The sequence below is a fragment of the Labrenzia sp. R5_0 genome, assembly GCF_017743835.1.
Classification (GTDB): domain Bacteria; phylum Pseudomonadota; class Alphaproteobacteria; order Rhizobiales; family Stappiaceae; genus Roseibium; species Roseibium algicola.
Window position 1 is genome coordinate 372,401 of record NZ_JAGHRK010000001.1, and the last position, 26,774, is coordinate 399,174.

At 60.4% G+C, this 26,774-nt stretch carries 27 protein-coding genes and 1 tRNA gene; 24 read left to right on the forward strand and 4 right to left on the reverse strand.

The window, feature by feature from the left end:
• Positions 1-10: 10 nt before the first annotated feature.
• On the forward strand, positions 11-1,441 hold the full coding sequence (locus tag J7447_RS01695) for an NAD-dependent succinate-semialdehyde dehydrogenase (protein ID WP_209168548.1): 1,431 nt from the start codon (positions 11-13) through the stop codon (positions 1,439-1,441).
• Between the two features lie 9 nt (positions 1,442-1,450).
• Positions 1,451-2,356 (forward strand): 2-oxo acid dehydrogenase subunit E2, encoded by a 906-nt coding sequence (locus tag J7447_RS01700; protein WP_286188869.1) that lies wholly within the window; start codon positions 1,451-1,453, stop codon positions 2,354-2,356.
• Between the two features lie 267 nt (positions 2,357-2,623).
• Here J7447_RS01700 and J7447_RS01705 read toward each other — a convergent pair whose 3' ends face one another.
• Complete coding sequence (locus J7447_RS01705) at positions 2,624-3,262, reverse strand: TetR/AcrR family transcriptional regulator (protein ID WP_023001704.1); 639 nt, start codon at positions 3,260-3,262, stop codon at positions 2,624-2,626.
• A gap of 145 nt (positions 3,263-3,407) precedes the next feature.
• Between J7447_RS01705 and J7447_RS01710 the strand changes: the two genes are divergently transcribed.
• From J7447_RS01710 to J7447_RS01735, 6 genes are all read left to right on the forward strand, one after another.
• Positions 3,408-4,241: a xanthine dehydrogenase family protein subunit M gene (locus tag J7447_RS01710; RefSeq protein WP_209168550.1), complete on the forward strand. Its 834-nt coding sequence runs from the start codon at positions 3,408-3,410 to the stop codon at positions 4,239-4,241.
• Entirely contained in the window at positions 4,238-4,738 is a 501-nt protein-coding gene (locus J7447_RS01715; protein WP_286188872.1) for a (2Fe-2S)-binding protein, read from the forward strand. The genes J7447_RS01710 and J7447_RS01715 overlap by 4 nt, the downstream gene beginning before the upstream one ends.
• The gene (locus J7447_RS01720; protein WP_209168551.1) at positions 4,735-7,116 is read left to right on the forward strand and encodes a xanthine dehydrogenase family protein molybdopterin-binding subunit; all 2,382 of its coding nucleotides are present in this window, start codon (positions 4,735-4,737) and stop codon (positions 7,114-7,116) included. Before J7447_RS01715 ends, J7447_RS01720 begins: the two co-directional genes overlap by 4 nt.
• 48 nt (positions 7,117-7,164) lie before the next feature.
• The gene (locus J7447_RS01725) at positions 7,165-8,220 is read left to right on the forward strand and encodes a C4-dicarboxylate TRAP transporter substrate-binding protein (RefSeq protein ID WP_023001700.1); all 1,056 of its coding nucleotides are present in this window, start codon (positions 7,165-7,167) and stop codon (positions 8,218-8,220) included.
• A gap of 76 nt (positions 8,221-8,296) precedes the next feature.
• A complete protein-coding gene (locus J7447_RS01730) occupies positions 8,297-8,860 on the forward strand; it encodes a TRAP transporter small permease (RefSeq protein WP_209168552.1) in 564 nt (187 codons plus the stop codon).
• Positions 8,857-10,185, forward strand: a complete 1,329-nt coding sequence (locus tag J7447_RS01735; RefSeq protein ID WP_209168553.1) for a TRAP transporter large permease subunit — start codon at positions 8,857-8,859, stop codon at positions 10,183-10,185. Before J7447_RS01730 ends, J7447_RS01735 begins: the two co-directional genes overlap by 4 nt.
• A 150-nt stretch (positions 10,186-10,335) precedes the next feature.
• On the opposite strand, the gene J7447_RS01740 is transcribed toward J7447_RS01735, so the two are convergent.
• A complete protein-coding gene (locus J7447_RS01740) occupies positions 10,336-11,235 on the reverse strand; it encodes a LysR family transcriptional regulator (RefSeq protein ID WP_075281367.1) in 900 nt (299 codons plus the stop codon).
• 179 nt (positions 11,236-11,414) lie between these two features.
• Between J7447_RS01740 and J7447_RS01745 the strand changes: the two genes are divergently transcribed.
• From J7447_RS01745 to J7447_RS01765, 5 genes are read left to right on the forward strand one after another with little or no spacing between them, the layout of a single operon-like run.
• A complete protein-coding gene (locus tag J7447_RS01745; RefSeq protein ID WP_209168554.1) occupies positions 11,415-12,425 on the forward strand; it encodes a hydroxyacid dehydrogenase in 1,011 nt (336 codons plus the stop codon).
• A gap of 2 nt (positions 12,426-12,427) precedes the next feature.
• Entirely contained in the window at positions 12,428-13,108 is a 681-nt protein-coding gene (locus J7447_RS01750) for an RraA family protein (protein ID WP_209168555.1), read from the forward strand.
• A gap of 26 nt (positions 13,109-13,134) precedes the next feature.
• A complete protein-coding gene (locus J7447_RS01755; RefSeq protein WP_209168556.1) occupies positions 13,135-14,088 on the forward strand; it encodes a tripartite tricarboxylate transporter substrate binding protein in 954 nt (317 codons plus the stop codon).
• Between the two features lie 59 nt (positions 14,089-14,147).
• Positions 14,148-14,609 carry a tripartite tricarboxylate transporter TctB family protein gene (locus J7447_RS01760; RefSeq protein ID WP_152507308.1) on the forward strand — a complete coding sequence of 154 codons (462 nt, stop codon included), beginning with the start codon at positions 14,148-14,150 and terminating at the stop codon, positions 14,607-14,609.
• 5 nt (positions 14,610-14,614) lie between these two features.
• Positions 14,615-16,123, forward strand: coding sequence for a tripartite tricarboxylate transporter permease (locus tag J7447_RS01765; protein ID WP_075281364.1), 1,509 nt, complete (start codon positions 14,615-14,617; stop codon positions 16,121-16,123).
• Positions 16,124-16,314: 191 nt separating this feature from the next.
• On the opposite strand, the gene J7447_RS01770 is transcribed toward J7447_RS01765, so the two are convergent.
• Complete coding sequence (locus tag J7447_RS01770; protein WP_209168557.1) at positions 16,315-17,217, reverse strand: LysR family transcriptional regulator; 903 nt, start codon at positions 17,215-17,217, stop codon at positions 16,315-16,317.
• Between the two features lie 111 nt (positions 17,218-17,328).
• Between J7447_RS01770 and J7447_RS01775 the strand changes: the two genes are divergently transcribed.
• Both J7447_RS01775 and J7447_RS01780 read left to right on the forward strand, forming a co-directional pair.
• Entirely contained in the window at positions 17,329-18,081 is a 753-nt protein-coding gene (locus J7447_RS01775) for a glucose 1-dehydrogenase (protein WP_031269625.1), read from the forward strand.
• 91 nt (positions 18,082-18,172) lie between these two features.
• Positions 18,173-18,781, forward strand: coding sequence for an NAD(P)-binding domain-containing protein (locus tag J7447_RS01780; RefSeq protein ID WP_209168558.1), 609 nt, complete (start codon positions 18,173-18,175; stop codon positions 18,779-18,781).
• A 163-nt stretch (positions 18,782-18,944) separates the two neighbouring features.
• Here the strand turns inward: J7447_RS01780 and J7447_RS01785 are convergent.
• A tRNA-Ser gene (locus J7447_RS01785) sits at positions 18,945-19,034 on the reverse strand.
• A gap of 633 nt (positions 19,035-19,667) precedes the next feature.
• On the opposite strand from J7447_RS01785, the gene J7447_RS01790 reads away from it, so the two are divergent.
• The 9 genes from J7447_RS01790 (at position 19,668) to J7447_RS01830 (ending at position 26,729) form a co-directional block, all read left to right on the forward strand.
• Entirely contained in the window at positions 19,668-20,267 is a 600-nt protein-coding gene (locus J7447_RS01790) for a 50S ribosomal protein L21 (protein ID WP_023014642.1), read from the forward strand.
• A gap of 50 nt (positions 20,268-20,317) precedes the next feature.
• Complete coding sequence (gene rpmA / locus J7447_RS01795; protein ID WP_006933726.1) at positions 20,318-20,587, forward strand: 50S ribosomal protein L27; 270 nt, start codon at positions 20,318-20,320, stop codon at positions 20,585-20,587.
• Between the two features lie 138 nt (positions 20,588-20,725).
• Positions 20,726-21,331 carry a GNAT family N-acetyltransferase gene (locus J7447_RS01800; protein WP_031269624.1) on the forward strand — a complete coding sequence of 202 codons (606 nt, stop codon included), beginning with the start codon at positions 20,726-20,728 and terminating at the stop codon, positions 21,329-21,331.
• On the forward strand, positions 21,328-21,897 hold the full coding sequence (locus tag J7447_RS01805) for a GNAT family N-acetyltransferase (RefSeq protein ID WP_023001686.1): 570 nt from the start codon (positions 21,328-21,330) through the stop codon (positions 21,895-21,897). Before J7447_RS01800 ends, J7447_RS01805 begins: the two co-directional genes overlap by 4 nt.
• Positions 21,897-22,439, forward strand: a complete 543-nt coding sequence (locus tag J7447_RS01810) for a GNAT family N-acetyltransferase (RefSeq protein WP_209168559.1) — start codon at positions 21,897-21,899, stop codon at positions 22,437-22,439. The genes J7447_RS01805 and J7447_RS01810 overlap by 1 nt, the downstream gene beginning before the upstream one ends.
• A 46-nt stretch (positions 22,440-22,485) precedes the next feature.
• A complete protein-coding gene (gene obgE, locus J7447_RS01815; protein WP_023001684.1) occupies positions 22,486-23,532 on the forward strand; it encodes a GTPase ObgE in 1,047 nt (348 codons plus the stop codon).
• Positions 23,532-24,656 carry a glutamate 5-kinase gene (proB, locus tag J7447_RS01820; RefSeq protein WP_209168560.1) on the forward strand — a complete coding sequence of 375 codons (1,125 nt, stop codon included), beginning with the start codon at positions 23,532-23,534 and terminating at the stop codon, positions 24,654-24,656. Before obgE ends, proB begins: the two co-directional genes overlap by 1 nt.
• A gap of 95 nt (positions 24,657-24,751) precedes the next feature.
• The gene (locus J7447_RS01825) at positions 24,752-26,032 is read left to right on the forward strand and encodes a glutamate-5-semialdehyde dehydrogenase (RefSeq protein WP_023001682.1); all 1,281 of its coding nucleotides are present in this window, start codon (positions 24,752-24,754) and stop codon (positions 26,030-26,032) included.
• A 61-nt stretch (positions 26,033-26,093) separates the two neighbouring features.
• A complete protein-coding gene (locus J7447_RS01830) occupies positions 26,094-26,729 on the forward strand; it encodes a nicotinate-nucleotide adenylyltransferase (protein WP_230057653.1) in 636 nt (211 codons plus the stop codon).
• Positions 26,730-26,774 lie beyond the last annotated feature (45 nt).

A 26,774-nucleotide genomic window follows, 5' to 3' on the forward strand; every position in this document is an offset into this window, starting at 1 on the left:
GGGGACCATTATGGACCATACCGATCTTTACATTAACGGCGCCTGGTGCGCGGGAGCGAGCGGCGAAAGGTTCGACGTTCTGAACCCGGCAACCGAAGAGGTGCTTGCCTCCGTCGCCTCCGCAGACATCAACGACGCGGATGCCGCGCTGGATGCAGCGGAAGCCGCGATGGCAAAATGGGCCGCCAAAACGCCGCGCGAACGTTCGGAAGTTCTGCGCAAGGCGTGGGAATTGATGACGGCGCGGCTGGAAGACTTTGCCCGCATGATCACACTGGAAAACGGCAAGGCGCGCAGTGACGCCATGGGCGAGGCGACCTATGCCGCCGAATTCTTCCGCTGGTTTGCCGAAGAAGCCGTACGCGCCGACGGCCTCATCACCCATGCGCCTGCCTCTGGCGCGCGCATCATCGTGCAGCACAAGCCTGCTGGACTTGCGGTTCTGGTCACGCCCTGGAACTATCCGGCGGCCATGGGCACCCGCAAGATCGCTCCGGCTCTGGCCGCCGGCTGCGGGGTGATCATCAAACCGGCTTCCGAAACACCGCTGACCATGCTGGCGCTCATGCCCCTCTTGGAAGAAGCCGGCGTTCCGGCTGGCCTTGTCAATGTGCTGCCTTCCAAGCGCACCGGCGCGCTTGTCGATCACATGCTGCACGACCCGCGCGTGCGCGTCGTCTCCTTCACCGGTTCCACGGCGGTTGGCCGCAAGCTGCTGCATTCTGCGGCTGATCAGGTCCTCAAACCGGCGATGGAACTTGGCGGCAACGCGCCGCTGATCGTCTTTGACGATGCCGACCTTGATGAGGCGGTGCAGGGCACAATGCTGGCCAAGATGCGTAATCTCGGTGAAGCCTGCACGGCGGCCAATCGGATCTATGTACACGAAGCCGTTGCCGACGACTTTACCCGCCGACTTGTCGAAGCCATGAAAAAACTGAAGGTCGGTGACGGATCTGACCCGGACGTGGACGTCGGCCCGCTGGTCAATGCGGAAACCCGCGACAAGGTTGCGGATTTCGTTCGCGATGCCGTTGAGAAGGGGGCGAAGATCGAAGTCGGTGGCGACCTGCCGGGGGGAAAGGGCTTTTTCTATCCGCCCACGGTTCTGTCGGGTGTGCCCGAGACGGCCGACTGCGTGCACGACGAAATCTTCGGGCCCGTCGCCGCCCTCCAGACCTTCAGCGATCAGGACGACGTGATCCGCAGGGCCAACGACACGGAATACGGTCTGGTTGCCTATGTCTTCACGAAGGACATGAAACGCGGCCTGCAGGTCTGCGAGAAGCTGGACTACGGCATGGTCGGCTTCAACCGCGGCCTCGTCTCCGATCCGGCGGCTCCCTTCGGCGGCACCAAGCAGTCCGGCCTTGGCCGTGAAGGCGGTCATGAAGGCATGCTGGAGTTCATGGAAACCCAGTATATTTCGGCAAGCTGGTAGGAGGTGGAGATGTCCGACGTGATCGCACCGCCTTCGGTCAGGGCGCTGGCCCGGCAGAAGGGCATAGACATAGAGAAACTCGCGCGCGAGATCGGACGCACGTCCATCGCCCGCGAGGATGTGGAAGGCGAAGGCGATACTGGGATGTCGCCTTCGGTCTCAGCTTCTCCAGTTGAAACAGGAGACCGCGGGTACTGGGACGTCGACCACGCGCTTTCCGGCCCCATAACGGAAGAACCGGTTTCAAGGTTCGCGCAGGTTGCCGCGCAGAACATGGCCGCCGCCCAGCGGCTCATTCCCGCCGTCACCCATCACGACCGCGCGGAGATGACCGCCATTGAAGCCCTGCGCAAGGAATTGCGGACGGAAGCCGGCGAGCGCGGCGTGAAGCTGACGGCGCTGGCTTTCCATGCCAAAGCCTTGTCGAAGGCCTTGCGGGAGTTCCCGAAGTTCAACGCTTCTCTCAGCTCGGACGGCAAGGCACTGTTCCTGAAGGACTACGTGCACCTTGGCATCGCGGTCGACACCGCCCACGGCCTGATGGTGCCCGCGATCCGGGACGTTGACCGGAAAGGCCTCTGGCAGATCGCGGCGGAAATCGCCGACCTTGCCTCCAGAGCACAAGAGCGCAAGGTGCGCCCTGATGAAATGGGCGGTGCGTCCATGACCATCACCAACCTCGGCGGGATCGGCGGCACCGCCTTCACACCCATCGTCAACCCACCCGAAGTCGCCATACTCGGCATCACTCGCACCGAAGTGGCCCCCGTCTGGGACGGGGAGGCTTTCCAACCCGTCCAGATGGTGCCCCTCGATCTCAGCTACGACCACAGGGTCATCAACGGCGCCGACGCCGCGCGCTTCCTGAGCTATTACGCGGGTCTTTTGAAAGAGCCTCGGCGGATGTTGATCTGACGGGCTGTCTGCTGGATTTACCTCACTGCAAGATTGAGGTTCCCGGAATGTGTGTAGCTGCCTGGGAGCTTGTGGACGCTATGCGGTCCTTGAAAAACCTGAGGAATAGCCGGAACGACGGTATCTCTGTTCTCCACGAAGTTACCGAAATCGCGTTTCCGACTGTCCAGCTGCGCTTCGAACAGATTTGGAGCCTTGTCCCGCGTGTGCCTCTCCGGGGGTGGTGAATGAGCCGCTTGAACAGCGGACAACCTCTTCAGCACCAGCTCAAGGGCAGGGACTGATTCCGAACGACAGCAGGAAACGGTCGATCGCTCTTGATATGGCCTCGGACGGATCGTCCGGGCAGGGGGTTCGGTAGATGTGCTGTCGGATGCCGATGTAGACGATGCCGCCGTGCAGGTTCCAGATATCTTCCATGACCGGTGTGACGCCGGAGCTGGCCTCGTGCTCGATCTCGCCCAGGAGCGGCAGCAGGATGACGTCACCCAGATGTTTGAGATAGCGTCGGTTGAGTTCTGCGCCATAAAGGCCGGAAAACATGAAAATCCGCATCCACTCGTACTGGAAGATGAGTGTGCTGTATTCGGTGTAGAAATCGAGCAGGCGACGACGCAGCGGCACTTCCCGGTCGGTCAGCCGTTCCGGCCAGTCGGGAGAAAGACGTCCGAGGTACACCTTTTCGTAGACCGCCTCTATGAGGTCGTCCTTGGTGGCGAAATAGTTGAAAAGCAGCGATTGCGTGACGCCGATACGCTTGGCGAGATCGCGGGTGTTGCCGTCAAGGCCGACCTCGGCGAAGAAGGCGACGGCACCTTCAACGATCTGCTGGCGGCGTTCGGAAGGGGGCAGCCTGCGACGGCTGGAAGTGTCCCCCGTTTCGGCGACATCGGTCATTCCATTCATGTTCCTTTTCCTGCCTCCCTCATACGGCACGCAATAATCTACTTGCAATCTTCCGATTTTTATAGATCATCTGATCAATAAAGTTGAGCAGATGCTCAATAAGCGATGCTGGAGGGCGTCGCGATGAAATCGGGAGGGAGACGCCATGAAGGCATCGGCGGGCGGTTATGCCCGGGCATCCAGTTTGCGCAACGCGCTGGAAATGCTGGCCGCGAGCGACGGCAACGGCCGCGTGCTTGCAGGTGGCCAGAGCCTGGTTGCGGCCTTGAACCTGCGTCTCTCCGCAGGCGACGTTCTGATCGACATTTCCCGCCTGAGCGAGCTTTCCGGGGTAACCGAAACGCAGGATGGTCTGCGGATCGGCGCGCTGACATCGCATGCGGAGATTGGTCGTAACCCGCTGATCCGGCAGTCTGCTCCGCTTCTTTCACAGGCGGTGGAATTCATCGCCCATGCTGCGATCCGCAACCGCGGCACGATCGGTGGTGCGCTGGCTCATGCCGATCCGGCTGCGGAGTTTCCAGCCTGCGTTCTGGCCCTTGGCGCCACGCTACATGTGGAGGGCCTCAACGGCTCGCGGGACATACCGGTGGAAGATTTCTTTCAGGACATTTTCGAAACGGCCATCGAGGAGGGGGAAATCCTGACCGGCCTCTCGGTCCCGAAGGCAGAGCCCGGCGAAAAGCAGGTCATCGTAGAGGTTGCCAGGAGATCCGGCGACTATGCCCTTGCCGGGGTGTGCCTCGTCACGCGCGCCGATGGACACCGGCTGTCGCTTTTTTCCGTCGGGCCCAAGCCGGTCCTTGCCGAAGGGGCCATGGCCGCTCTCGACCAGGGCAACATTGATGGCGCCGTTCAGGCTCTGCAGGCGGAAATCGACCCACCGTCGGACACCCAGGCAAGTGCCGCTTACCGTCGCCACCTTGCCGGTGTCCTCTTACGCCGCGCCGCCGCCAGGATCGAGGGAGGAAACGCATGACGGAGATGTTCCGCGACAAGATCGACATCAGCCTGACCGTGAACGGGGAGCCCGTCGAGGCGCGTGTTCCGGCAGGTCAGCATCTCGTTGATTTCCTGCGCGGCGAGCTTGGCCTTACCGGCGCCCATGCAAGCTGCGAACACGGTGTCTGCGGTGCCTGTACGCTGAAGGTCGATGGCAAAGCCGTGCGGGGCTGCCTGATGCTGGCCGCCCAGGCGGACGGTGCCGACGTCTGGACAGTGGAAGGCCTGTCTGACCTGGGCGCGATTAAGGATCTTCAGGACGTCTTTGTCGAGCGCAATGCGCTCCAGTGCGGCTTCTGCACGCCCGGTATGCTGGTTGCCATTAACGAGCTGCTGGAGGCCGGCGGCACGCCGTCGCGTGATCAGATCCGCGAACATCTGTCGGGCAATTACTGCCGCTGCACCGGCTACGAAGCCATCGTGGATGCGGTTGAAACGGTAGCGCGTGTCCGCGCACAGAAGGGGGCCGCATGACCATTCAATTCGGTAATCCGGACCGGCCCAATTCCTATATCGGCAAGACGGTCCCCCGGCCCAACGCCCGGCGTCTGGTCCAGGGGCGCGGCGTCTATGTGGACGACATCGTGCTGCCGCGCATGGTTCATGTCGCTTTTGTGCGTTCGCCCTTCGCGCACGCGAAGATCAACCGTATCGACGCCGAGGATGCAAAATCGGTGAAGGGTGTGCTCCGGGTCTTCACGGGCCAGGACATTGCCGAGGTCTGCAAGCCATGGGTTGCTGTGCTCGCCCATCTGAAAGGCCTGAAATCGCCGCCGGAACACGCGATTGCCGTTGACCGAGCCTGCTGGGTCGGCGAACCGGTGGCAGCCGTAGTCGCGACCTCTCGCGCTGCTGCCGAGGATGGCGCGGCTCTTGTCGATGTTGACTACGAGCAACTGGACGTCGTCACCGACATGATGACCGCGCTCGATCCTGAAACGCCGGTGCTGCATCCGGAAATGGGTGACAACCTCGCCTTCCGGCGCCTGCACGAACAGGGGGACGTGGACGAAACCTTCCGGACCGCGCACAAGGTCGTCTCGGCGCGCTTCGTCACCGGACGGCACACGGGCGTGACGCTGGAGCCGCGCTCGATCCTGGTCGACTGGAACCCGGCCGAGGAACAGATGACCGCCTGGCATGCGACGCAGGCGCCCCACATGATCCAGACAGTTCTGGCCACTCATCTCGACCTGCCGGAAAGCCGGGTCCGGGTCATCTGCGAGGACGTCGGCGGCTCATACGGCATCAAGGTGCATGTCTATCCGGACGAAATGGCGACGGCGGCAATCGCCAAGATCATGAAACGGCCGGTGAAATTCATTGCCGACCGGCTGGAAAGTTTCTCCAGCGACATCCACGCCCGCGATCATCAGATCGAGGCGAAGATTGCAGTTGGAGAAGACGGCCGGATCCTCGCCATGGATGTCGATGACTGGACGGCGATCGGCCCATATTCGGTCTATCCGCGCACCTCCGCCATCGAAGGCAACCAGGTGGTGAACCTCTGCGGTGGCCCCTATGACTTCCAGAATTACCGGGCCAGGACCACGGTCGTCTTCCAGAACAAGACGCCGACCTGCCAGTACCGGGCAGTCGGCCATCCGATCGCGGTCGCGATCACCGAAGGCCTGGTGGATATGGCGGCCGCCGAAATCGGCATGGACCCGGTCGAGATCCGCCGGCGCAACATGTTCAGGGATGATGCCTATCCGGTGACGTCTCCCGCGAACATGCGTTTCGAGGGGCTGTCGCATCATGCCTCCATGGACAAGCTTCTGGAGCTGATGGATTACGACGGCTTGCGAGCCGAACAGGCAGAGCTCCGCAAGAAGGGCATCTACAGGGGCATCGGCATTGCAAGCTTCATCGAGCTGACCAATCCTTCGCCTTTCATGTACGGTATCGGCGGCGCGCGCATTTCGGCACAAGACGGTTGCACGGTGCGGATGGATCCGGACGGATCGATCGTTGCGCTGTCCGGTGTAACCGAACAGGGGCAGGGCACCGAGGCGATGCTGAGCCAGGTGGTTGCCGAGGGTCTTGGCGTGTCCCCTGCGCGTGTGCGGGTCATTACCGGTGATACACAAGTGACGCCCTATGGTGGCGGCACCTGGGCGTCGCGCGGGGCAGGCATAGGCGGCGAGGCTGCGCTGCAGGCGGCGCGGGCGCTTCGCGATTCCATCCTTGAAGTGGCCGCTTCCATGCTCCAGGCCGATCAGGCGCAGCTCGACATCCGCGACGGCGCTGTGGTCGACAGCACCTCGGGCGAAGCCCGCATGCCGCTCGAGGAGCTCGGCAGGATCGTCTACTTCCGCGGCGACACATTGCCGAAGGGCCTGCCGCGTGAACTCGTCCAGACACGGCACTTCATCACGTCCGAATATCCCTTTGCCTTCACCAACGGCGTCCAGGCCTCCTACCTCGAGGTCGATACGGAGACCGGCATCGTGAAGCTGCTGAAGCATTGGTGCGTCGAGGATTGCGGGCGGGTGATCAACCCGCTTCTCGTGGACGAGCAGATCCGGGGTGGCATCGTTCAGGGACTGGGCGGAGCGCTCTTTGAGGAAATCCACTATGACGCGGAAGGCCAGCTCCTGAACGGCTCGATGGCAGACTACCTCGTGCCGATGGCAGCTGAAATGCCCGACATGATCATCGGTCACGTTGAAACGCCGACGGGGGAGAGTTTGCTCGGGGCCAAGGGCGCGGGCGAGGCGGGCACTGCCGGGTCTCCGGCCGCCGTCATGAATGCGATCAACGATGCCCTGCGGCCCATGGGCGCGCAAGTGACAGAAATGCCGTTCACGCCTGAACGGATCGTGAGAGCACTTGGAACCTTGAATGACTGAACCAGAGGAGCCTGGGAGGATAAGGCTCCGAATGCAGGGAGGAAAATCATGAAGTTCGTAACATTGGCAACCGCAACGGCCATGCTGGCCAGTTCTGCCGGCCTCGCCGCCGCGCAACAGGCGATCACGGTCAACATCGGTTCGTCGCATCCGGAACAGAACATCTGGGTCTATGCGATGAAGAACACCTTCCAGCCGGAAGTGAACCGGATCCTGGAAGCCGCCGGCGAATACAAGGTCGACTGGGTGGAGTCCTATGCCGGCACGCTCTACAAATTCACCGACACGCGTGAAGCCGTCATGGACGGTATCGTCGATGTGGGCATGGTCGGCACCGTCTGGGAAGGTGCGAACATGCCGCTCCAGAACGTGACCTACTTCACGCCGTTTGCCACGGAAGACCACAAGATGATCATCGAGATCTTCGATGATCTTTCGGCAAACCTGCCGGAGCTGCGTGACAGCTGGGCGGAAAACGGCATGGTTCATCTGTCATCGCTCATCACCGACAGCTACGACATCTATGCCACCTTCCCGGTCAACTCCATGAAGGATCTTGAAAACCGCAAGCTCAACGCCCCGGGAACCTCGGCCAACTGGTTGCGCGGGACGGGGGCAACGCCGGTCGATGGTGCACTGACGACCTATTACACCAACATCCAGACCGGCGTGACCGAAGGTACGCTGTCCTTCGCGTCGGGCATTCTGCCGACCCGCGTCTATGAAGTCGCGCCGGAACTCACCCGCGTGGGCATCGGCTCGATGTATTTCGGCGGCATCGCGGCCAACAAGGACTTCTTCGACGGTCTGCCGGAACCGGTCCAGGCCGCCTTCCGGGAAGCTGCGAAGGCAACTTCCGCGGCACACGGTCAATATGTCGAGGATCTTGCCACGCGAGCACTCAAGGAAATGCAGGAAGCGGGTCTGACGATCCACGAACTGCCGGAAGCTGAAAAAACCGCCTGGGTGAACGGACTGCCGAATATCGTGGAACCGTGGCTGGAACAGACCGGCGATGCCGGCCGTGTCGTGCTGAAGGCCTATTTCGACGCCCTGCGCGCACGCGGTGCGGAACCGCTGAGGTCCTGGGACGAAGGGCTCTGAGAGCGGCCTTGCCTCACACCTCTCCCGCCCGGCATCTTGTCCGGGCGGGTTAATTGAGAGCGAACTGGACGTAACGATGACGGATGAGACCAGAACCGAGGCCGACGACGCCTATGTCCCGGCTTTCTCGGAAGCGCCTTTCGGCGCAATGCTCGGCGGCACGGCCGCCATCATGTCATCGGTCGGTACACTTTCCATCGGCGCGCTCATGATACTGATCGTCGCTGATGTCCTTGGTCGAAATTTCTTCAACGCGCCGATTACCGGCGTTGCGGAAATCGCTGCGCGCACCGTTGTTGCCATCGTCTTCCTGCAGGTTGCCGCTGCCATCCTGCAGAAGCGCCTGACCCGGGCCGATTTTCTCGTCCGGCGTCTTGAAAGCGTGTCGCCGAAAGGTGTCTGCCTGATCGAGGCCCTGTTCTCCCTCTGCGGCGTCATCGTGTTCGGTCTCATTCTCTGGGCTTCCTGGCCGAAATTCGCCAGTGCCTGGGCGACGTCCGAATTTTTCGGCGTCCAGGGCGTCTTCACCATTCCGACCTGGCCCTTCCGGGGCATAACGGTCCTGGGCTCGGCGGTGGCTGTTCTGGCCGCGTTTTACCGGGCAAACACAGAAATTCGCATGTTCCGGAGCTTTTCATGACGACGTTGACCATTGGCTTCCTGCTTGTCGGCGCGTTGATCGTTCTGGTTCTGCTCGGCATGCAAATAGCCTATGCGCTGTTCCTGGTGGCCTTTGCCGGGATCTGGATCATCCGCGACAACATCGACCTTGCCTTCAGGATGCTGGAGCTGACCGTCTACAGCGGCATTGCCGATTATCTGTTTGCGACCATTCCCCTCTTCGTCCTGATGGGGCTGCTGGTGAGCGTTTCCAACGTCGGGCGGGACACCTTCGAAGTTGCAGAGGAACTGCTGCGCCGGGTCATCTGCGGGCTCGGGGTCGCGACTGTCGCGGCCAACACGATCTTCGCTGCGGTCACCGGCGTCTCCATCGCCTCGGCGGCGGTATTCACGCGCGTCGCAGTCCCTGAAATGGAGCGTCACGGGTATCGCCCGGCCTTTGCTGCCGGTACCGTCGCGGGCTCATCGGTACTCGGTATGCTGATCCCGCCGAGCTTGCTCCTCATTATTTACGGGGTTCTGGCAGAAGTCTCCATCGGTGGCATGTTCATCGCCGGCATCGTGCCGGGCCTGATGCTTGCCGGTGGCTTCGTGACAATGCTCGTTGCCGTGACCGTCCTGTTCCCGGGTTTCGTTCTCACCGATCCGGCTGCTGCGAAGGAGCGCCGGCGCGACAGCGCCATCGAACCGATGCCGCTTGGCCGGATGATCGCCAAGCTGGTGCCGATCATCCTGCTCGTGGTTCTGGTGCTCGGCGGACTTTATTCGGGATATTTCACACCAACAGAGGCTGGTGGTGTCGGCGCCTTCGGTGCGCTGCTGGTTGCGCTTTCACGCCGTTCCCTCAACCGCCATAACCTGTGGCGGGTGATGAAGCAGACCGGCGTGATCTCTGTATCGATCCTGCTGCTGCTTATCGCTGCCAGTTACTATTCGCGCATGTTGTCGATCGCCGGCCTTCCCAACGCTATTGCAAGCCTCGTCAACGAAACCGGCCTCGGCCCGATGGGCTTCATGGTTCTGTGCTCGGCGCTCATTCTCGTCATGGGCATGATCCTCGACAGCACGTCGATCCTCCTGATCATGGTGCCGATCGCAGCGCCCATCGCGCAGCACATGGGTATAGACCTCAGCCAGTTCGGCATCGTCATCGTGATCGCCGTTGAAATCGGCCTCCTGACGCCGCCCTTCGGCATCTCGGTGTTCACGGTGCACAATACGCTCAACGATCCGGACGTTTCCGTCGAACAGATCTTCGCGGGCACGATGCCTTTCATCGCGGTCATGCTGCTGGTTTTGCTGCTCGTTATTCTTCTGCCAGGCATTGCCACCTTGTTCTTGTGATGGAAAAAACAATGCGAGGATCTTCCGTTTGTCCAGGCAAAGCCTTCTTTCTCGGCCCTGAGACCGAACGATCTCGTTGGTGACGCCTTTTTGACAAGACACATTGATGAGGCGGTGCAGCCTACCGGCTGGTGATCCTTTGGAGGATGGTCAAGACACGTCCTCTATTCTGCTTACGCCATGCGGGGCGCAAAGTTCGGCAAGTACCGTGTGGATACGCGCTATGATTTCAGCCCGCGGCGATACGATCCGCTCAACGATGCCGATTTGCCTTGTCACTTGCGGATTGCCGAAAGGGAGTTTTGTCAGCCGCTGGTGATCCGGTTCCTGCAAGGCGACATGCGGTACAACGGAAACTCCCATGCCTTGCCGGACACATGTGACGATGGACCCGATCGTGTCGATCTCGGCAATGTCGTTGGTAGCGATCCCCATGCGAGAGATCTCCGTGTCGATAAGGTTGGCAAGCGGCACGGCGCTGCGAAATCGAATGAACGGACAGGTGGCAAGCAGGTCGGCGGGGTCGGTGGATTTTGTGTCTTCCGGTGCGATCAGCCAGAGCGGCTCACGAAGGAAGGGGCTCCAGCGCAAGGCGGGCGGAATACCGACATGCTCCGCAACCACTGCAGCATCGAGCCGACCGGAAGCCACATCGGCAATCAGGGTTGAAGACAGCGAAACTCTCAGATTGGTTTTCAGATCGGGATACTGGTTTCGCATCTGGACAATGGCTCTCGGCAGCAGATTGAGTGCACTGGAACGAACAGAGCCCAGCATGAGGGTGCCGGCGAGCTTGTCTCCCCGCAGATTTGCCTTGGTATCGTCTTCGAGACGTAACATCTCCTGAGCCATTTCAAGGACTTGAAGTCCCTGCGAGGTCAACTTCGGAGGACGGGACGACCGTTCGAACAGGATGATGTTCAGTTCGACTTCCAGCGCCTGGATCTGTTGACTGACTGCCGATGGCGTCAGGTTTACGATCTCCGCCGCCTTGGTGAAGGTGCCATGGGTTGCGATAGCGACCAGGGTCTTGAGTTGACGGGTGTCCATACCTTCATCCAGTTTTTCTTAATATAAGAACCAGATTAATTCGCTTTTGTTAAGTCATTCTATCCGTTACCCAAGATGGCGGAGGAATTCAACCGTGCAAGCTGGGAGGCGGACGCGGTCACTCATCCCCTATCAAAGAACAATCACTTTCCGCTTGCGGAGAGCAGAGAGACGTACGCATGAGCAAGAAAATCCTTGTGACCGGCCCCGACCTCGACCCAAGTGCTGTCGCGCTTGTGAAAGACCACGGATACGAAACCGTTCATACCCCGGCCTATGCAGACAGTGATGTGATCTCCAGGCTGCTGGTCGAGACCGGGGCGGAAGGGATTGTCTCGCGGATGGGCCGACTGGATGCCGACGTCCTGGCAAAGGCTCCAAAGCTGCGCGTCATTTCAAAGCATGGTGTTGGCGTTGACAACATCGATCTCCAGGCAGCCGCATCCCGCGGCATTCCGGTACTTGTTGCAACGGGCGCGAACGCAGTTTCAGTCGCCGAACATGCGATTGCACTCATGCTTGCCACCGTGAAGCGCATCCTGCCGCTTGACGCAGGGCTTCGTGCCGGCCGCTGGGAAAAGGCAGGTTTTCTTGGCCGCGAGCTGGCAGGAAGCCGACTGGGCCTGTTGGGGATGGGGTCTATTGCACAGGCGACAGGCCGAATTGCCAAGGGCATTGGCCTGAACCTGATCGGCTACGATCCCTATGCCGACAACGACGTATTCGAAAGACTGGGCGTAAAACGCTGCAGCTCGCTCGAAGAGCTGCTGGAACAATCCGATGTCCTCAGCCTTCATTGTCCGCTGACCGATCAGACACGCCAGATCCTGAACGCCGAAGCCATCGCGCGCATGCCGGAAGGCAGCTACGTGATCAACACGGCGCGTGGTGGGCTGATTGACGAAGACGCGCTGCTCGCTGCAATTCAATCAGGTCATCTTGCAGGCGCGGGACTTGACACTTTTGCCGTGGAACCACCCCAGGCGAACCATCCGTTCTTCAGTGAAAACCGCATCGTTGTCACTCCGCATATCGGCGGCGTCACGCGCGAAGCCGGCGCACGTGTCGGAGTGGAAGCCGTGCGCGGCATCTTCCAGGTTCTGGATGGCCAGCCTGTCGCCCGCGAACGCATAGCAAATCGTGCACTTCTGGCCGACGCCGGTGCCATGTACGCCAAAGCAGGAGAATGAACATGTCGGTTGGCTTTCGTATTTGCAGCCGAAAACAAGCTGCGCCGCTGGAACTCGTTGCTGAATTTGCCAAGCTTCCGGTTGCCAATGTCTCCGACTGCATGGGACGCCTCGCAGCCGCCGGTCCGCGTCTGCGGCCGATGCATGCCTCCGGTGGCCTGGCCGGCGTGGCGCTGACCGTCAAGAGCCGTCCGGGTGACAACCTGATGCTGCACAAGGCGATCGACCTGGCCAAACCCGGTGATGTGATCGTTGTCGATGCCGGTGGGGATCTTTCCAATGCGCTCATGGGTGAGCTGATGCTTGCCTACGCCGTCAAGCGAGGGGTTGCGGGCTTCGTCTTGAATGGCGCAATCCGCGATGTCGATGCCTTTCTCAAGACCAACCTGCCGACTTTCGCCGCGGGGGTCACCCATCGCGGCCCTTACAAGGACGGCCCGGGTGAAATCAATGTTCCGATCAGTCTGGACGGAATGGTGATCGAGCCAGGTGACATCGTGCTGGGCGATTGCGATGGCGTGCTCGCGGTTCCACTGGATGGGGCCGAGAAAATTCTTCGCCAGACCCTGGCGAAACAGGATGCCGAAGAACGGCAGATGAAGGCAATCGCTGAAGGCAAGAACGATCGCAGCTGGGTGGACGCAGCCCTCAAGGAACGTGGTTGCGAATTTCCGGATTACTGAACAGTCTCAACAAAGGGAGGAGACAAATGCTTACTTACCTGAAGGCTTCTGCAATTGCAGGTGCGCTGGTTATGGTCGCTGGGGCTGCCATGGCCGACTATCCCGAAAAACCCATTGAGGTCATTGTCGGATATTCCGCAGGCGGCGGCACGGACGTTATGGCTCGCACCGCTGCACCGTTCATCGAAAAATATCTGGGCGAAGGGGCAAGCCTCGTCGTCAAGAACATGCCGGGTGCTAGTGGGCAGATCGGCATTACGGAAACGGCGAGATCTTCTCCGGATGGCTACACGCTCGGCACCTTCAACCTTCCGGGCATGATGGCGCGCACGATTGATCGTGAAGCGGAATATGATGCCGACAGCTTCACCTATCTCGCCAATGTGGTGAACGATCCCAACGTGATCGTCACCTCCAAGGCGAGCGGTCTCGACACGCTCGACAAGCTGATCGCGGAAGCCAAGGCCAATCCCGGGGCCATCACCGTCGGGATGTCCAGCCTCGGAGGCGATGATCACTTCGCGCTGATCAAGCTTGAAGGCCTGACCGAAACCGAGTTCACCATCGTACCGTTCAAGGGCTCCGCCCCGGCGCGAACCGCACTCATGGGCGGACACGTGGCGATGGGGATCCTCAACATTTCCGAGGTGGCCGAGTTTCAGGAAGAACTGAATGTACTTGGCGTTGCGACGCCGGAGCGCTCTGACTTTGCGCCAGACCTGCCAACCTTCAAGGAGCAGGGACTGGACCTGATAAACGGGTCCATGCGGGGGGTCGTCGCGCCTGCCGGCCTGCCTGAGGATGTACAGGCTAAGCTTCTTGCCGCATTCGAACAGCTTGCCTCTGATCCGGAGTTCCTCAAAGCCATGAAGGAAACCGCAAATCCGGTCGAAGTGGTAACCGGGGACGATTTCAAGGCATTGACCGAGGATCTGCATACCCTTGCAAAGCAGGTCTGGGATACGACTCCCTGGAACTGATGCGCGTTGCGCGGGGCACGCCCCCGCGCGGCCTCTCTTACTCAGATAAAGCCAGTGCCATGTCCGACCATCGTACACACCGCCTTCTCCGGCCCGAGACACTGACCGCTCTTGGCATCGCCGCGGCCGCGTTTGCTTTTCTCTACCCGACCTCGACATTGAGGCCGATATCTGCCCTGCTGCCAGCCGTGATGCTGGTCGGGCTGATCATCCTCTCGCTACTGCTTCTGATCGCCGATCAACGCAAGGCGTCGGCTGGTGAAGAAACCGAGCCCATGAGCAAGTCACCCAGCCGGGTCGCAGGTGCCTTTCTGCTGATCCTTGGCTACGCATTGGCCACCGACCTGATCGGCTTTTACCCGAGCACAGCCATAACCATTCCGCTCGTTGCCTGGCTCTTCGGCTATCGCAACCCACTTGGACTTGCAGTGGCAACCCTGGTCGTTGTCGGAGCCATCTGGCTGATCTTCGATTACGGAATGTCGCAAGACTTTCCGGCAGGACGCCTCTGGCAGGAGTGATCTCAATGTACTCCGATCTTCTCAGCGCACTTCCCGAAGTTTTCGGGCTGGCCAACTTTGCCGCTGTCGTCATCGGCGTGATTGCGGGCATCGTTGTCGGTGCAATGCCCGGCCTTAGCGCCACAATGGCCATCTCCGTGCTTGTGCCATTCACGTTCGGTCTCGAACCTCTGGTCGCGCTCGGTCTGATGGCCGGCATCTACAACGGTGCAATGTATGGCGGTGCCATCCCCGCAGTTCTTCTGCGCATTCCCGGCACCCCGGCAGCCGTTGCCACAACGTTCGACGGTTATCCGATGGCGCAAAAGGGCGAGGGCGGATTTGCGCTGCAAGTGGCCGTCGTCTCATCTTCGATCGGTGGCATCGCAAGTGCCTTTGCCCTGATGCTGCTCGCGCCTCCGCTCTCCAAGGTCACGCTCCTGTTTGGTCCTTCGGAAGTGTTCTGGGTTGCCGTGTTCGGCCTTGCCAGCATCATCTTCCTGCTGGGAGGCAACCCGGTAAAAGGGCTGATCAGCGCCTGTTTCGGTGTCTTCGTCTCAGTGGTGGGGTCGGACCCGATCTATGGAAATGATCGCTACACTTTCGGACAGCTGGAGCTTCTGGATGGCGTCAATATCGTCATTCTGCTGGTCGGCCTCTACGCACTGCCTCCGGTCATCGATCTGCTCGAAACGCCTTTGAAAACGGACGGCGTCAACAGTTCCAAACTGGGAACGGAGCCGATCTGGCGTGCGCTGCCTCGCATGTACCGCTTCTGGAAGACATGGATCCGTTCATCCATCATCGGGATCTGGATCGGAATTCTTCCGGGAGCCGGCGGTTCGATGGCTGCTTTCATGTCTTATAACGAAGCTCGCCGGGCCTCGAAAACACCGGATACCTGGGGCAATGGTGAACCCGAAGGCGTTGCGGCCGCGGAAACGGCAAACAATGCGGACACCGCTTCCGCGCTGATCCCGGCCCTGACACTTGGCATCCCGGGAACCGCTGTCGCTGCGGTCATGCTGGGTGGGTTGCTGGTGCATGGTCTGCAGCCGGGGCCCATGCTGTTCCGGGACAATCCGGACGTGGTGTTCGGCTTCATGTGGCAGTTCCTGTTCGGCGCGATCCTTCTGGTGCTGCTTGGCGGGGCACTGGCAACGAACAGTTTTGCGCGCCTTTTAAATCTCCCGCGTCCTCTCCTGGGGTCGGTCATCATCGTCTTGATGCTGATCGGGGTCTATTCGATCCACGGACGGATGTTCGATGTCTATCTGATGCTCGGCTTCGGTGCGATCGGCTGGGTAATGGACAAGCTCAAGTTCCCTCTGCCACCGGTTGTCCTAGGTCTTATCCTGGGTGGGTTTGCCGAGGAAAACCTTCGTCTTGCCTTGCGGATCGGACGCGGCGACTGGCTGGTCCTGTTCTCGAACACGACCAGCCTGGTTCTGGTCGCCCTGACGGTCGCGGTTGTCGTCGGTCCGATGATCAAGCGGCGGTTTCAGGCCGCCAAAAGGGAAGAGGCTACCAGCTGACAAGACCTTGAGTGTTTGACGGGAAACTTGCCTGAAAATTCAGGACCCCGGTGCAGAGCGATGAGTTCGCATCGGGGTTTTCTGCCGGTTCCATTCCTTTCCGTGAAATCCGTGTGCTGTGGTTTTTCGGGGATCCGCCGCAGTACCTTTCGGAGGACTGGCGGAGCCGCAACATAGTTAGGTTTCGACCGTTATTCGTAGCTCAGTGCATCCTTTGGAAAACAGCGGGCAAGATGGTCGATGAATGATCGGACAGCTGGCGGCAGCCCGCGCCGCGTCGTGAAGACCAGATGCACGATCCCTTTCTGACTTCGCCATTGCGGGAGGACACGCACAAGATCCCCGGTAGCCAGTTCCGCGCTGCAGACGTGGTCGGGAAAAAGCGCGACACCGAGACCCTTCTTCACGGCCGTTCTGGTTGCCGAAAAATCCGCGCAGCCCATCCTGGCCTGCTTTCGAAACGCGTGGGTTTCGCCCATGTCGGTTTCGATGTGCCATTCGATTTCATCCGCGCTATCGCTCGTCGATAGCAAGGGAACTTTGTCCAGGTCATCGACCTCATGAACGGTCTGCGCAAGGCCTGGGTTTGCAACCAGAATTCTGATTGAGGTACCGATCGTACGCATTGTCAGCGAGGCATCGCTGGTCAACGCCGTGCGCACACGCAAGGCGAGGTCAATGCGTTCCGAGATCAGGTCCAGCGCCCGATCGGCAGCTACCAGCTGCAGCCGTACCTTGGGGTGACGAGACAGGAACTCGCTTATCAGCGGGGCAACAACCTCAACGAGGCCGGTTGGGCATCCGAAGCGGATCAGCCCGTGCGGTTCAGCCCTGGATTCCGCAACCAGGGCATGGGCGTGTTCAGCTTCCGACTGCATGCTGCGGCACCGCTCATAGAATTGCTCCCCGATGTCGGTGACCCGAAACCGACGGCTTGATCTTTCGATCAGCCTTACGCCCAGACGCTCTTCCAGAGCCGCTATTCGCCGGCTGAGCTTTGACTTGGGAACGCCGATCGCCCGGCCCGCCGGCGCAAACCCGCGATGCGCCACCACCTCGGCGAAATAAGCCAGGTCATTCAGGTCTTGCTGCATCTATCGTTCTTCCTATGGAACGCTAAGTGTTGAAATTGTCCACTACAGAAACGATCGTTCCATTTGCATCTTCTTGTCAACGGCAATCGTGCCGTCAGACAGGAGAATGAAATGACACAGAACTTCGAGAACAAGGTTGTGGTTGTCACCGGCGGAACCAGTGGCATCGGTCTCGCGACGGCAAAAGCATTCGCATCTGCGGGGGCATCCGTCTTCATCACCGGTCGCCGCCAGGCAACTCTTGACGAAGCCGTCAAGTCCATTGGCGGGAGAACGACCGGCGTGCAGGGGGATATGTCCGTGCTTGCAGATATCGACCGGCTGTACGACGCGGTCCAGCAGCAGCACAGCCAGATTGATGTACTCTTCGCCAATGCCGGTGGAGGTGAATTTGCCCCGCTCGGCGAGATCAGCGAAGAGCACTATCAAAAGACCTTCGATACCAATGTGAAAGGTGTTCTTTTCACCGTGCAAAAGGCGCTGCCGTTGCTGCGGGACGGAGCCTCGATCATCCTGACGTCTTCGACCACGGGTACGGCGGGGACACCGAACTTCAGTGTCTATTCGGCAACCAAGGCGGCAGTACGCAATTTCGCCCGCAGCTGGATCCTCGATCTGAAGGACCGCAATATCCGGGTGAATGCCATCAGCCCAGGGCTGACCGAGACCGCCGGCCTCAACGATCTCTTCGGCGGCGGTGAGCAGGCCGAAGGTGTCAAGAACCACATCCTCGGCAATATTCCCTCGGGTCGGATCGGCCGACCGGAAGACATCAGCAACGCAGTGCTCTTTCTTGCTTCAGAGGCGTCGAGCTTCGTCAACGGCATCGAGCTGTTCGTCGATGGCGGCATGAACCAGATTTAAGTTCGCGGTTGACCAGACGGTCCCAGCCGACAACCGGCTTGACCGTCTGGTCCACGTGCTCACTTCAATACGCTCTCAAGGAGTCTCTTCGATGGAAATCGGAATTCTGGGCGCAGCGTCGCTCGGGCAGACCCTCGCCAGCCGTCTGGCCGCTGCCGGTCACAACATAGTCCTGGCCAACAGCCGCGGGCCGGAAAGTCTGCGTGATGTCATCACGCGTCTTGGGAAAGGGATTACCGCCGGCCATGCGGCGGAGGCCATGAACAAACCGGTTGTTGTCCTGGCCATGCCATGGACGAAACTCAGCAACGTGCTTGCGCCTGATATCGACTGGCACCACCGCGTCTTGATCGACGCGACAAATATCTTCACCAGCTATGCACCGTCGTTCGAGATCGATGACCTTGGGGAAGAGACCGGCAGCGAGATTGTCGCCCGTCTGGCCCCCGGCGCTCGTGTCGTGAAGGCGTTCAACACTCTTCCTGTCGCCACAATGATCGCGCCGTTACAGGAAGAGCGTTTGCACCGTGTCCTGTTCGTGGCCGGTGACGACGAAGACGCTGTCGCAATCGCACGGCATCTGGTTTCAGACATCCATCTGCACCCGGTGTACCTCGGCTCGCTGGCGACAGGTGGGAGGCTGATGGAACTCGGCGGCGCGTTGAGCGGCCTGGAACTCTTCATCGATGGCGGCAGGTGATGGCGCTGATCCGACGACCTACACGTGTGACACCGATGACGACCCGGTCCTCGAGTAGCCGAAAGCGGTAGCGCAAGAATACAAATGGCGGAGGAGGGAAGACAAGGTCCCGACCCGGAGCCATGCGCTAAAGTAGCCGAAGGCGGTAGCGCAAGGATAGATATGGCGGAGAGAGGGGGATTCGAACCCCCGGAACGCTTGCGCGCTCAACGGTTTTCGAGACCGCCCCGTTCAACCACTCCGGCACCTCTCCGCGGTACTTGCGATAAACGGGTCTCAAGTGGCGCGGAACATAGACACACTCTGCGCGCCCTGCAAGCCCGGAAATGAGTTCTTTTTTCAGTTTGTGGATTGGGGCTGTTTTTGCCCGGTTTGTCTGCTTCCTGGGCGCGAATTTACCGCCTGCAGACGTATTTGCACGACGCGAAAAGCGGTCTGCAGGGAGCTCGGGGAAGGGGAGGAGGGAGCACCATGGAGATTCGGATTGACCGGATGTCGGCTTGCCCCGATAACGGCCGTCAACGCCGATTGGCGTATCCCTGTTTGCGGGAATCGTGGTGACCACGAGAGAAACCGCCGCGAATGCGGGGGCGCCAGGGAAACGAAAACAAGCGGTTTTGCGGCAGAAAGGCCAGATTTCCGTTTGACAACGAGAACCGGCCGACTATATTGCGCGGGCTCGAAAAGGTTCGCTTTTTCGAGTTATGTTTGTCGTTCAAGGCCTGCCGGGCTTTAAAAGCTTCACGCTCAACCCGACACAAAGACTTGTCAGCCAGGGTCAAGACCTGGAGAGACAGGCGCCTCGGTTCGACCTGAAAAGCAGCCGGTTCGATGGTTTAACAGCCCGTTCCGGTGTGTCAAAAACGAAAAGAAGGACGTGCGAGACATGTTCGCAGTGATCAAGACGGGTGGCAAGCAGTACACTGTTGCCGCCGATGACCTCCTGAAGGTCGAAAAGCTCGATGCCGAAGCCGGCAGCACCGTAACCTTTGAAGAGGTTCTGATGGTCGGCAATGGCACCGACACCACAGTTGGCGCTCCGCTTGTCGAAGGCGCAACCGTGGTTGCCGAAGTGGTCGAACAGGGCCGTAACCGCAAGGTTATCATTTTCAAGAAGCGCCGGCGTCAGAATTCCCGCCGCCGCAACGGCCATCGTCAGGCTTTCACCCTCGTGAAGGTGACCGATATCCTGACCGGTGGTGCAAAGCCGGCCAAGAAGGCAGCGCCGAAGAAGGCAGCGCCGAAGGCTGAAGAAACCGCTGAAGCCGCACCGGCTGCAGCAGAAGGCGCCGACGACCTGAAGAAACTCGATGGCGCCGGTCCGGCAGCTGTGAAGAAGCTGAACGAAGCAGGGATCACCACCTTCGCTCAGATCGCAGCAATGTCCGCTGACGACGTCGCACGCGTTGAAGAAGAAACTGGCCTGAAAGGCAAGTTCGAACGCGGTAATTGGGTTGAGCAGGCCAAGGAACTGGCTGGCAACTAAGCCGCCGCTCCCGAACCTAAAAAGTATTCGAAGAACGAGGAGTTCTAACGATGGCACATAAAAAGGCAGGCGGCTCGTCCCGCAACGGCCGCGACTCAGCTGGCCGCCGTCTCGGCATCAAGAAATTCGGCGGGGAAGCTGTGATTCCCGGCAACATCATCGCGCGTCAGCGCGGCACTACCTGGCACCCGGGCACCGGCGTTGGTATGGGCAAGGACCATACCATCTTCGCAACCGTGGAAGGCAAGGTAGAGTTCCAGGCGAAAGCCAACAAGCGAACCTACATTAACGTGCTCCCGGTAGCGGAAGCAGCGGAGTAAAGCCGACGTGAAGTTTCGAAACGCCGGCGTCCCGTAAGACCCCGGCAATTCGAGACAGGTCAGCAATCCGACCAGTCAAGATCCAAGGGGGAGATGGGGCGCCATCTCTCCCTTGATTTGTTTTGGCTGGAGGAAAAGATGGTTGTTGAAAGTGACGGTTTATTAGACGAAAGCAGTCTGGCTGCGGCCCCATTGCCGCAGGAAGCGGTTCGTGTGCGGCTCGACAAGCCGCGTATGGACGATTTGGCCGATATGGTGTTTCTGGCCAACAACAAGAAAGTGGCGGCAAACCTTTCCACCATGCCGCATCCCTTCGCATTGGACGATGCCCGGGCGCTGGTCGCCAAGGCCGCGATCAACCAGCCCCGTTCTGCAAGCTTTGCCATCCGCCTGAAGTTAACCGGCCGGCTGATCGGCATCGCGCGGTATGCCAATGTCGAGCCCGGCGGTCCGGTGCATGTTGGCTATTGGTTGGGTGAACCCTTCTGGGGCCAGGGTCTGGCGACAGAGGCCGTGCATGCACTGGTCGACCATGCCTTCACCTATCATGACATCGGCGAGCTGCAGGGGTCCTGCAGGGTCACCAACCCGGCATCGCGCCGGGTGCTCGTCAAATCCGGATTTCAGTATCGCGACCAGGCCATGATTCGCTCTCTCGGGGCGGGTGGCTCGGTGCCCATCGAGCGCTATACGCTGGAGCGGGCTGTCTGGAAGTCGTTGAAAAGATGGGGGCAGGGACGATGAGCATGTTGCCTGAGCTGAAAACAAGACGCCTGATCCTGCGGCCGATCGAGATGTCGGACGCCGAAGCCATGGTTGCGCTGGCGGGCAAGGATTTCGAGGTCGCCCGCTGGATGACGTCGTTCACCTGGCCTTATGAGGACGGGGCTGCGGAAGCCTTCCTGAAGACGGTGGTCGGCAAGGATCCGTTCGAGACCGAAGCATTGTTTGCCATTACGCTCGGTGGGGTTTTCATCGGAGTGGTTGCCATCGAACCGCCGGGTGACCTGGATGATCTGCCGAACCTGCCGACACTCGGCTATTGGCTCGGTCGGGCGTTTCAGGGGCATGGCTATGCCAGCGAGGCTGTAGAGGCTGCTCTCGCCTGGGCGTTCGAAGCCTTTGAGACGGACGCCATAGCCGCGCGCGCCTTCGAGGACAACTTCCGCTCCCGCGGTCTGCTGCGGAAAATGGGTTTCAAGCCCTACTCCATGACGGAACGTTTTTCGAAGGCACTGGATCGCAGGGTTTCCAACGTGATCGTCCGCCTGGCGCGCACCGATTTCGATGCCCGCAAGGAAGCGGCCTGATGTCGCCCGTTCTGAAGACCGAGCGTCTGATCCTTCGAGCCCCGCGCCCGGAGGACCTGGACCGCTGCGCCGAGCTTCTGGGGGACTACGAAGTCGCCAAGATGCTGTCGCGGGTTACCTACCCTTACGATCTGGAGCAGGGCCGGGCTTATCTGGCGCTGTCTGTCGAGCGCTGGTCGACATGGCAGGAGGCGGAGGAACTCGGTTTCCAGATCGACTGCGAGGGCCTGATGATCGGTGGCATCGGCTTCAAAAAGTTGCGGGAGACCCCGGAGATCGGCTATTGGCTGGGGCGCGCCTATTGGGGCAAGGGATATATGAGCGAAGCAGTGCAGGCGGCGGTCGCCTGGCTGTTCGGCAACACGGATCACAAGTTGGTCGCCTGCGAAGCCATGACAGATAACCCGGCTTCGCTCGGCGTTGCCCGGAAATTGGGTTTCCGGGAAGTTGGTGAAGTGGGCTGTGCCAGCGTGTCGCGAGGCTGTACGATGCCCGCCATTCGCACCGAGATGACACGAACAGACTTTCTGAACGGCCATTGATCCGATCGGGATCCGGCCTGAAACAGGACGAAAAGAGAAAAAGAAAATGAAATTCCTAGATCAGGCCAAGATCTATGTGCGCTCTGGCAATGGCGGAGCGGGCTGCGTATCGTTCCGGCGCGAGAAATACATCGAATATGGCGGACCGGACGGTGGTGACGGCGGCAAGGGTGGTGATGTCATCATCGAATGTGTCGACGGCCTGAACACACTTATCGACTATCGCTACAAGCAGCACTTCAAGGCGGAAACCGGCATTCACGGCATGGGCCGCAACCGCACCGGCGCGCACGGCGGCGACGTTGTGCTGAAGGTTCCTGTCGGTACCCAGATCTTCGAGGAAGACAACGAGACGCTGATTGCCGACCTGACCGAGCTTGGCCAGAAGGTGATGCTTCTGAAAGGGGGCAACGGCGGCTTCGGCAACGCCCATTTCAAGTCGTCGGTCAATCAGGCGCCGCGCAGGGCCAACCCTGGTCTTGAAGGCGAGGAAAAATGGATCTGGCTGCGGCTGAAGCTGATCGCCGATGCCGGCCTGGTCGGCCTGCCCAATGCAGGCAAGTCCACCTTCCTTGCAACGGTATCGGCTGCAAAGCCGAAAATTGCCGACTATCCGTTCACGACAATTCACCCCAATCTTGGCATCGTGCAGATCGACGGTCGCAGCTTTGCCATGGCCGATATTCCCGGCCTGATCGAGGGGGCGCACGAAGGCACGGGTCTTGGCGACCGCTTTCTTGGGCACGTCGAACGCACCCGCGTTCTGCTTCATCTGGTCGACGGCTCCGGTCAGGAAGACCCGGGCGAAGCCTATCGGATCGTGCGCGGCGAGTTGGATGCCTATGGCGCCGGGCTTACGGAGAAACCCGAGATCGTGGCGCTCAGCAAGTGCGACGCTCTCAATGAAGACCTGATTGCCGAAAAGGCGGCGAGCCTCGAGGAAGCCTGTGGTCAGAAACCGCTGATCCTGTCCTCGGCCAGCGGCCTCAATGTCGACCGGGCGCTGCGCATGATCGTGCGCGCGATTGACAGGGACAAGGAAGAAGAAGCCAACCAGGTGCCTGCACCCGAACAAGAGGGCTGGCATCCCTGATGTCGCGCAGTCTGAGAGACTTCAGCCGCATCGTTGTCAAGATCGGCTCCGCCCTGCTTGTCGAGCAGGGCGAACTCAAGCGTAGCTGGCTCAACGCGCTGATCGCCGATGTGGTCAAGCTGTCCGATGCCGGTGCGGAGGTGCTGCTAGTCTCCTCCGGATCGATTGCGCTTGGCCGCGGTATTCTTGGGCTGCCTGGTGGGCCGCTGAAGCTGGAGGAAAGCCAGGCGGCGGCCGCAGCCGGACAGATCGCGCTGGCCCAGGCCTATGCGGATGCCCTTGGTGCGCATGGCAAGAAGGCTGGTCAGATCCTGCTCACCCTTGGCGACACGGAAGAGCGACGGCGCTACCTCAATGCGCGCGCCACTATCGGCACTCTGTTGAAGCTTGGTGCGGTACCGATCATCAACGAAAATGATTCCGTGGCGACTTCCGAAATTCGTTATGGCGACAACGACCGGCTGGCAGCGCGTGTTGCCACCATGGCCAGTGCCGACTGCCTTGTGCTTTTGTCGGATATTGACGGGCTTTACACCGCACCTCCCCAGCAGAACCCCGATGCAGTGTTCCTGCCGGAAGTGCCGCGCATTACCCATGAAATCGAATCCATGGCCGGAAGCGCCGGGTCGGAGCTTTCGCGCGGCGGCATGAAGACGAAAATCGATGCCGGCAAGATCGCGACCGCGGCCGGAACGTCGATGGTGATCACCTCCGGCAAGGAACTCAACCCGCTTCAGCGGCTGGATCAGGGCGCCCGCGGCACCTGGTTCCCGGCGCTCAGTTCACCTGCCAGTGCCCGCAAGGCCTGGATTGGCGGCCATCTGGAGCCGCGCGGCGAAATCCGGCTGGATGCAGGTGCGGTCAAGGCGATGACGTCTGGCAAGAGCCTCCTGCCTGCCGGAGTGACATCTATATCGGGAAGTTTTTCGCGCGGCGACGCCGTGACATTGCTCAACCCGGAAGGCCGGATCATCGGCCGGGGGCTGATTGCATATGACGCGGACGAGGCGCAGTTGATTGCAGGCCGCAACAGCCGCGAGATTGAAGCCATCGTCGGCTATCCGGGCCGGGCGGAAATGATCCACCGGGACGATCTGGTTCTGGAACTGCCCGCGCTCGAGTGAGTGTGAGTGAACCGATGGATGCCTTTTGAGGCAGAACGCGCTAAAACGCGGAAAGACTGGCGGCGATGAACGCCGCAAAACGGGAGCAAGTGAGTATGCTGGAAGTAGTCGAGGCAAAGACGACCGAGGACTTGATGGCAGAGATCGGGCAGCGCGCCCGTGCTGCCGGCCGGATCCTTGCCATCGCTCCAGCAGACCAGAAGAACAAGGCCCTGGCCGAAATGGCAGCCGCCGTTCGGGCTGCAACACCGGATATTCTTGCAGGCAACCGTCTCGATCTTGAAGCGATGAAGGCAGGCGGCCAGACGGCAGCGTTCCTGGATCGTGGCACGCTTACGGAAGAGCGGATCGAGGCGATTGCCAAAGCCCTTGAGGACATTGTCGCGCTGGACGATCCCGTCGGCAGCGTGATCGCCGCCTGGGATCGGCCGAACGGCCTGAAGATCGAACGTGTGCGCACGCCCCTGGGTGTTATCGGTGTCATTTACGAAAGCCGCCCGAACGTGACCGCGGATGCAGGCGCGCTGTGCCTGAAAGCCGGCAACGCCGTTGTTCTGCGTGGCGGCTCCGACACCATCAATTCCAACCGGGCGATCCATGCGGCCCTGCAGAAAGGCCTCGTCGCCGCCGGTCTGCCGGAAGATGCGATCCAGATCGTTCCGGTGACCGACAGGGCCGCAGTTGGCGAAATGCTGCGCGGTCTTCAAGGCAACCTCGATGTCATCGTCCCGCGTGGTGGTCGCAGTCTTGTCGAGCGTGTGCAGACCGAAGCTCGGGTGCCGGTCTTTGCCCATCTGGAAGGCCTGGTGCATATCTTCGTCGACAAGGCGGCCGATCTTGAGAAATCCGTCGAGGTGATCGTCAATTCCAAGCTGCGCCGGACCGGCATCTGCGGGGCACTGGAAACATTGCTGGTGCATGAAAACGTGGCCCACAGCCACTTGCCGGTGATCGTGAAGGCACTTCAGGAAAAGGGCTGCGAGATCCGGGGCGGTGCGATTGTGCGCGACATTTGCGAAAACATCGTGCCGGCAAGCGAGGACGACTGGTCGACGGAGTATCTGGACAAGATCCTTTCGGTGAAGGTGGTCGCGGATCTCGACGCTGCCATGGAGCATATCGCGCGCTACGGTTCCAACCATACCGATTGCATCCTGACCGAAGATCAGGCGACTGCCGACCGGTTCCAGCGGGAAGTGGATTCAGCCATCGTGCTGCACAATGCTTCAACCCAGTTTGCCGATGGTGGAGAATTCGGCATGGGTGCGGAGATCGGCATTGCCACTGGGCGCATGCATGCACGCGGACCAGTGGGTGTGGAGCAGCTGACCAGCTTCAAGTACAAGGTGCACGGCACCGGCCAGACCCGCCCGTGACGCCCCCCTTGAAGACCGCCAGGAATGACCGCCCTTAATGACCAATCGTGAGTTCGCCTGAATGAGCCCCTTGAGTCTTGGTGCGGGACTGGACCGTGACTGGATGAAACTGCCCCATGCCGAGCCGGGCAACCGCATCGGCATTTTCGGCGGATCCTTCAATCCTCCTCATTCAGGTCACCGGCTGGTGGCTTCGACCGTGTTGAAGCGGCTGGGGCTGGATCAGGTCTGGTGGCTGGTGACACCTGGCAACCCGCTCAAGAGCCACGCGGACCTGGCGCCGCTGGAGCGGCGGCTGCGACTGACGGCGGACCTCGCCGACCATCCACGCATGAAGGTCACCGCCTTCGAGCAGGTTCTGGGAACACCCTATACGGCCAGAACGCTGGTTGCCCTGCGCCAGATGCGTCCATCTGTCCGATTCGTTTGGGTCATGGGGGCTGACAATTTAGCCGGCTTCCATCGCTGGCAGGACTGGCGCGACATCGTCGGCTCGGTGCCGATCGCCATTGTCGACCGGCCGGGAGCCTCCTTGTCAGTGATGTCGTCTCCCATGGCAAAAGCCTATGAAAAATATAGGCTTCCTGAAGAAGATGCAGCACTTCTGCCGGAAATGGAGGCGCCGATCTGGACTTTTCTGCACACGCCATTGGACCGGACATCGTCCACCGATCTGCGCCTTGGGCAAAGGCGGTAAACAGCGGATTTGCCAAGAATTCCCGCGTGTCTTGAAAATGCCAAA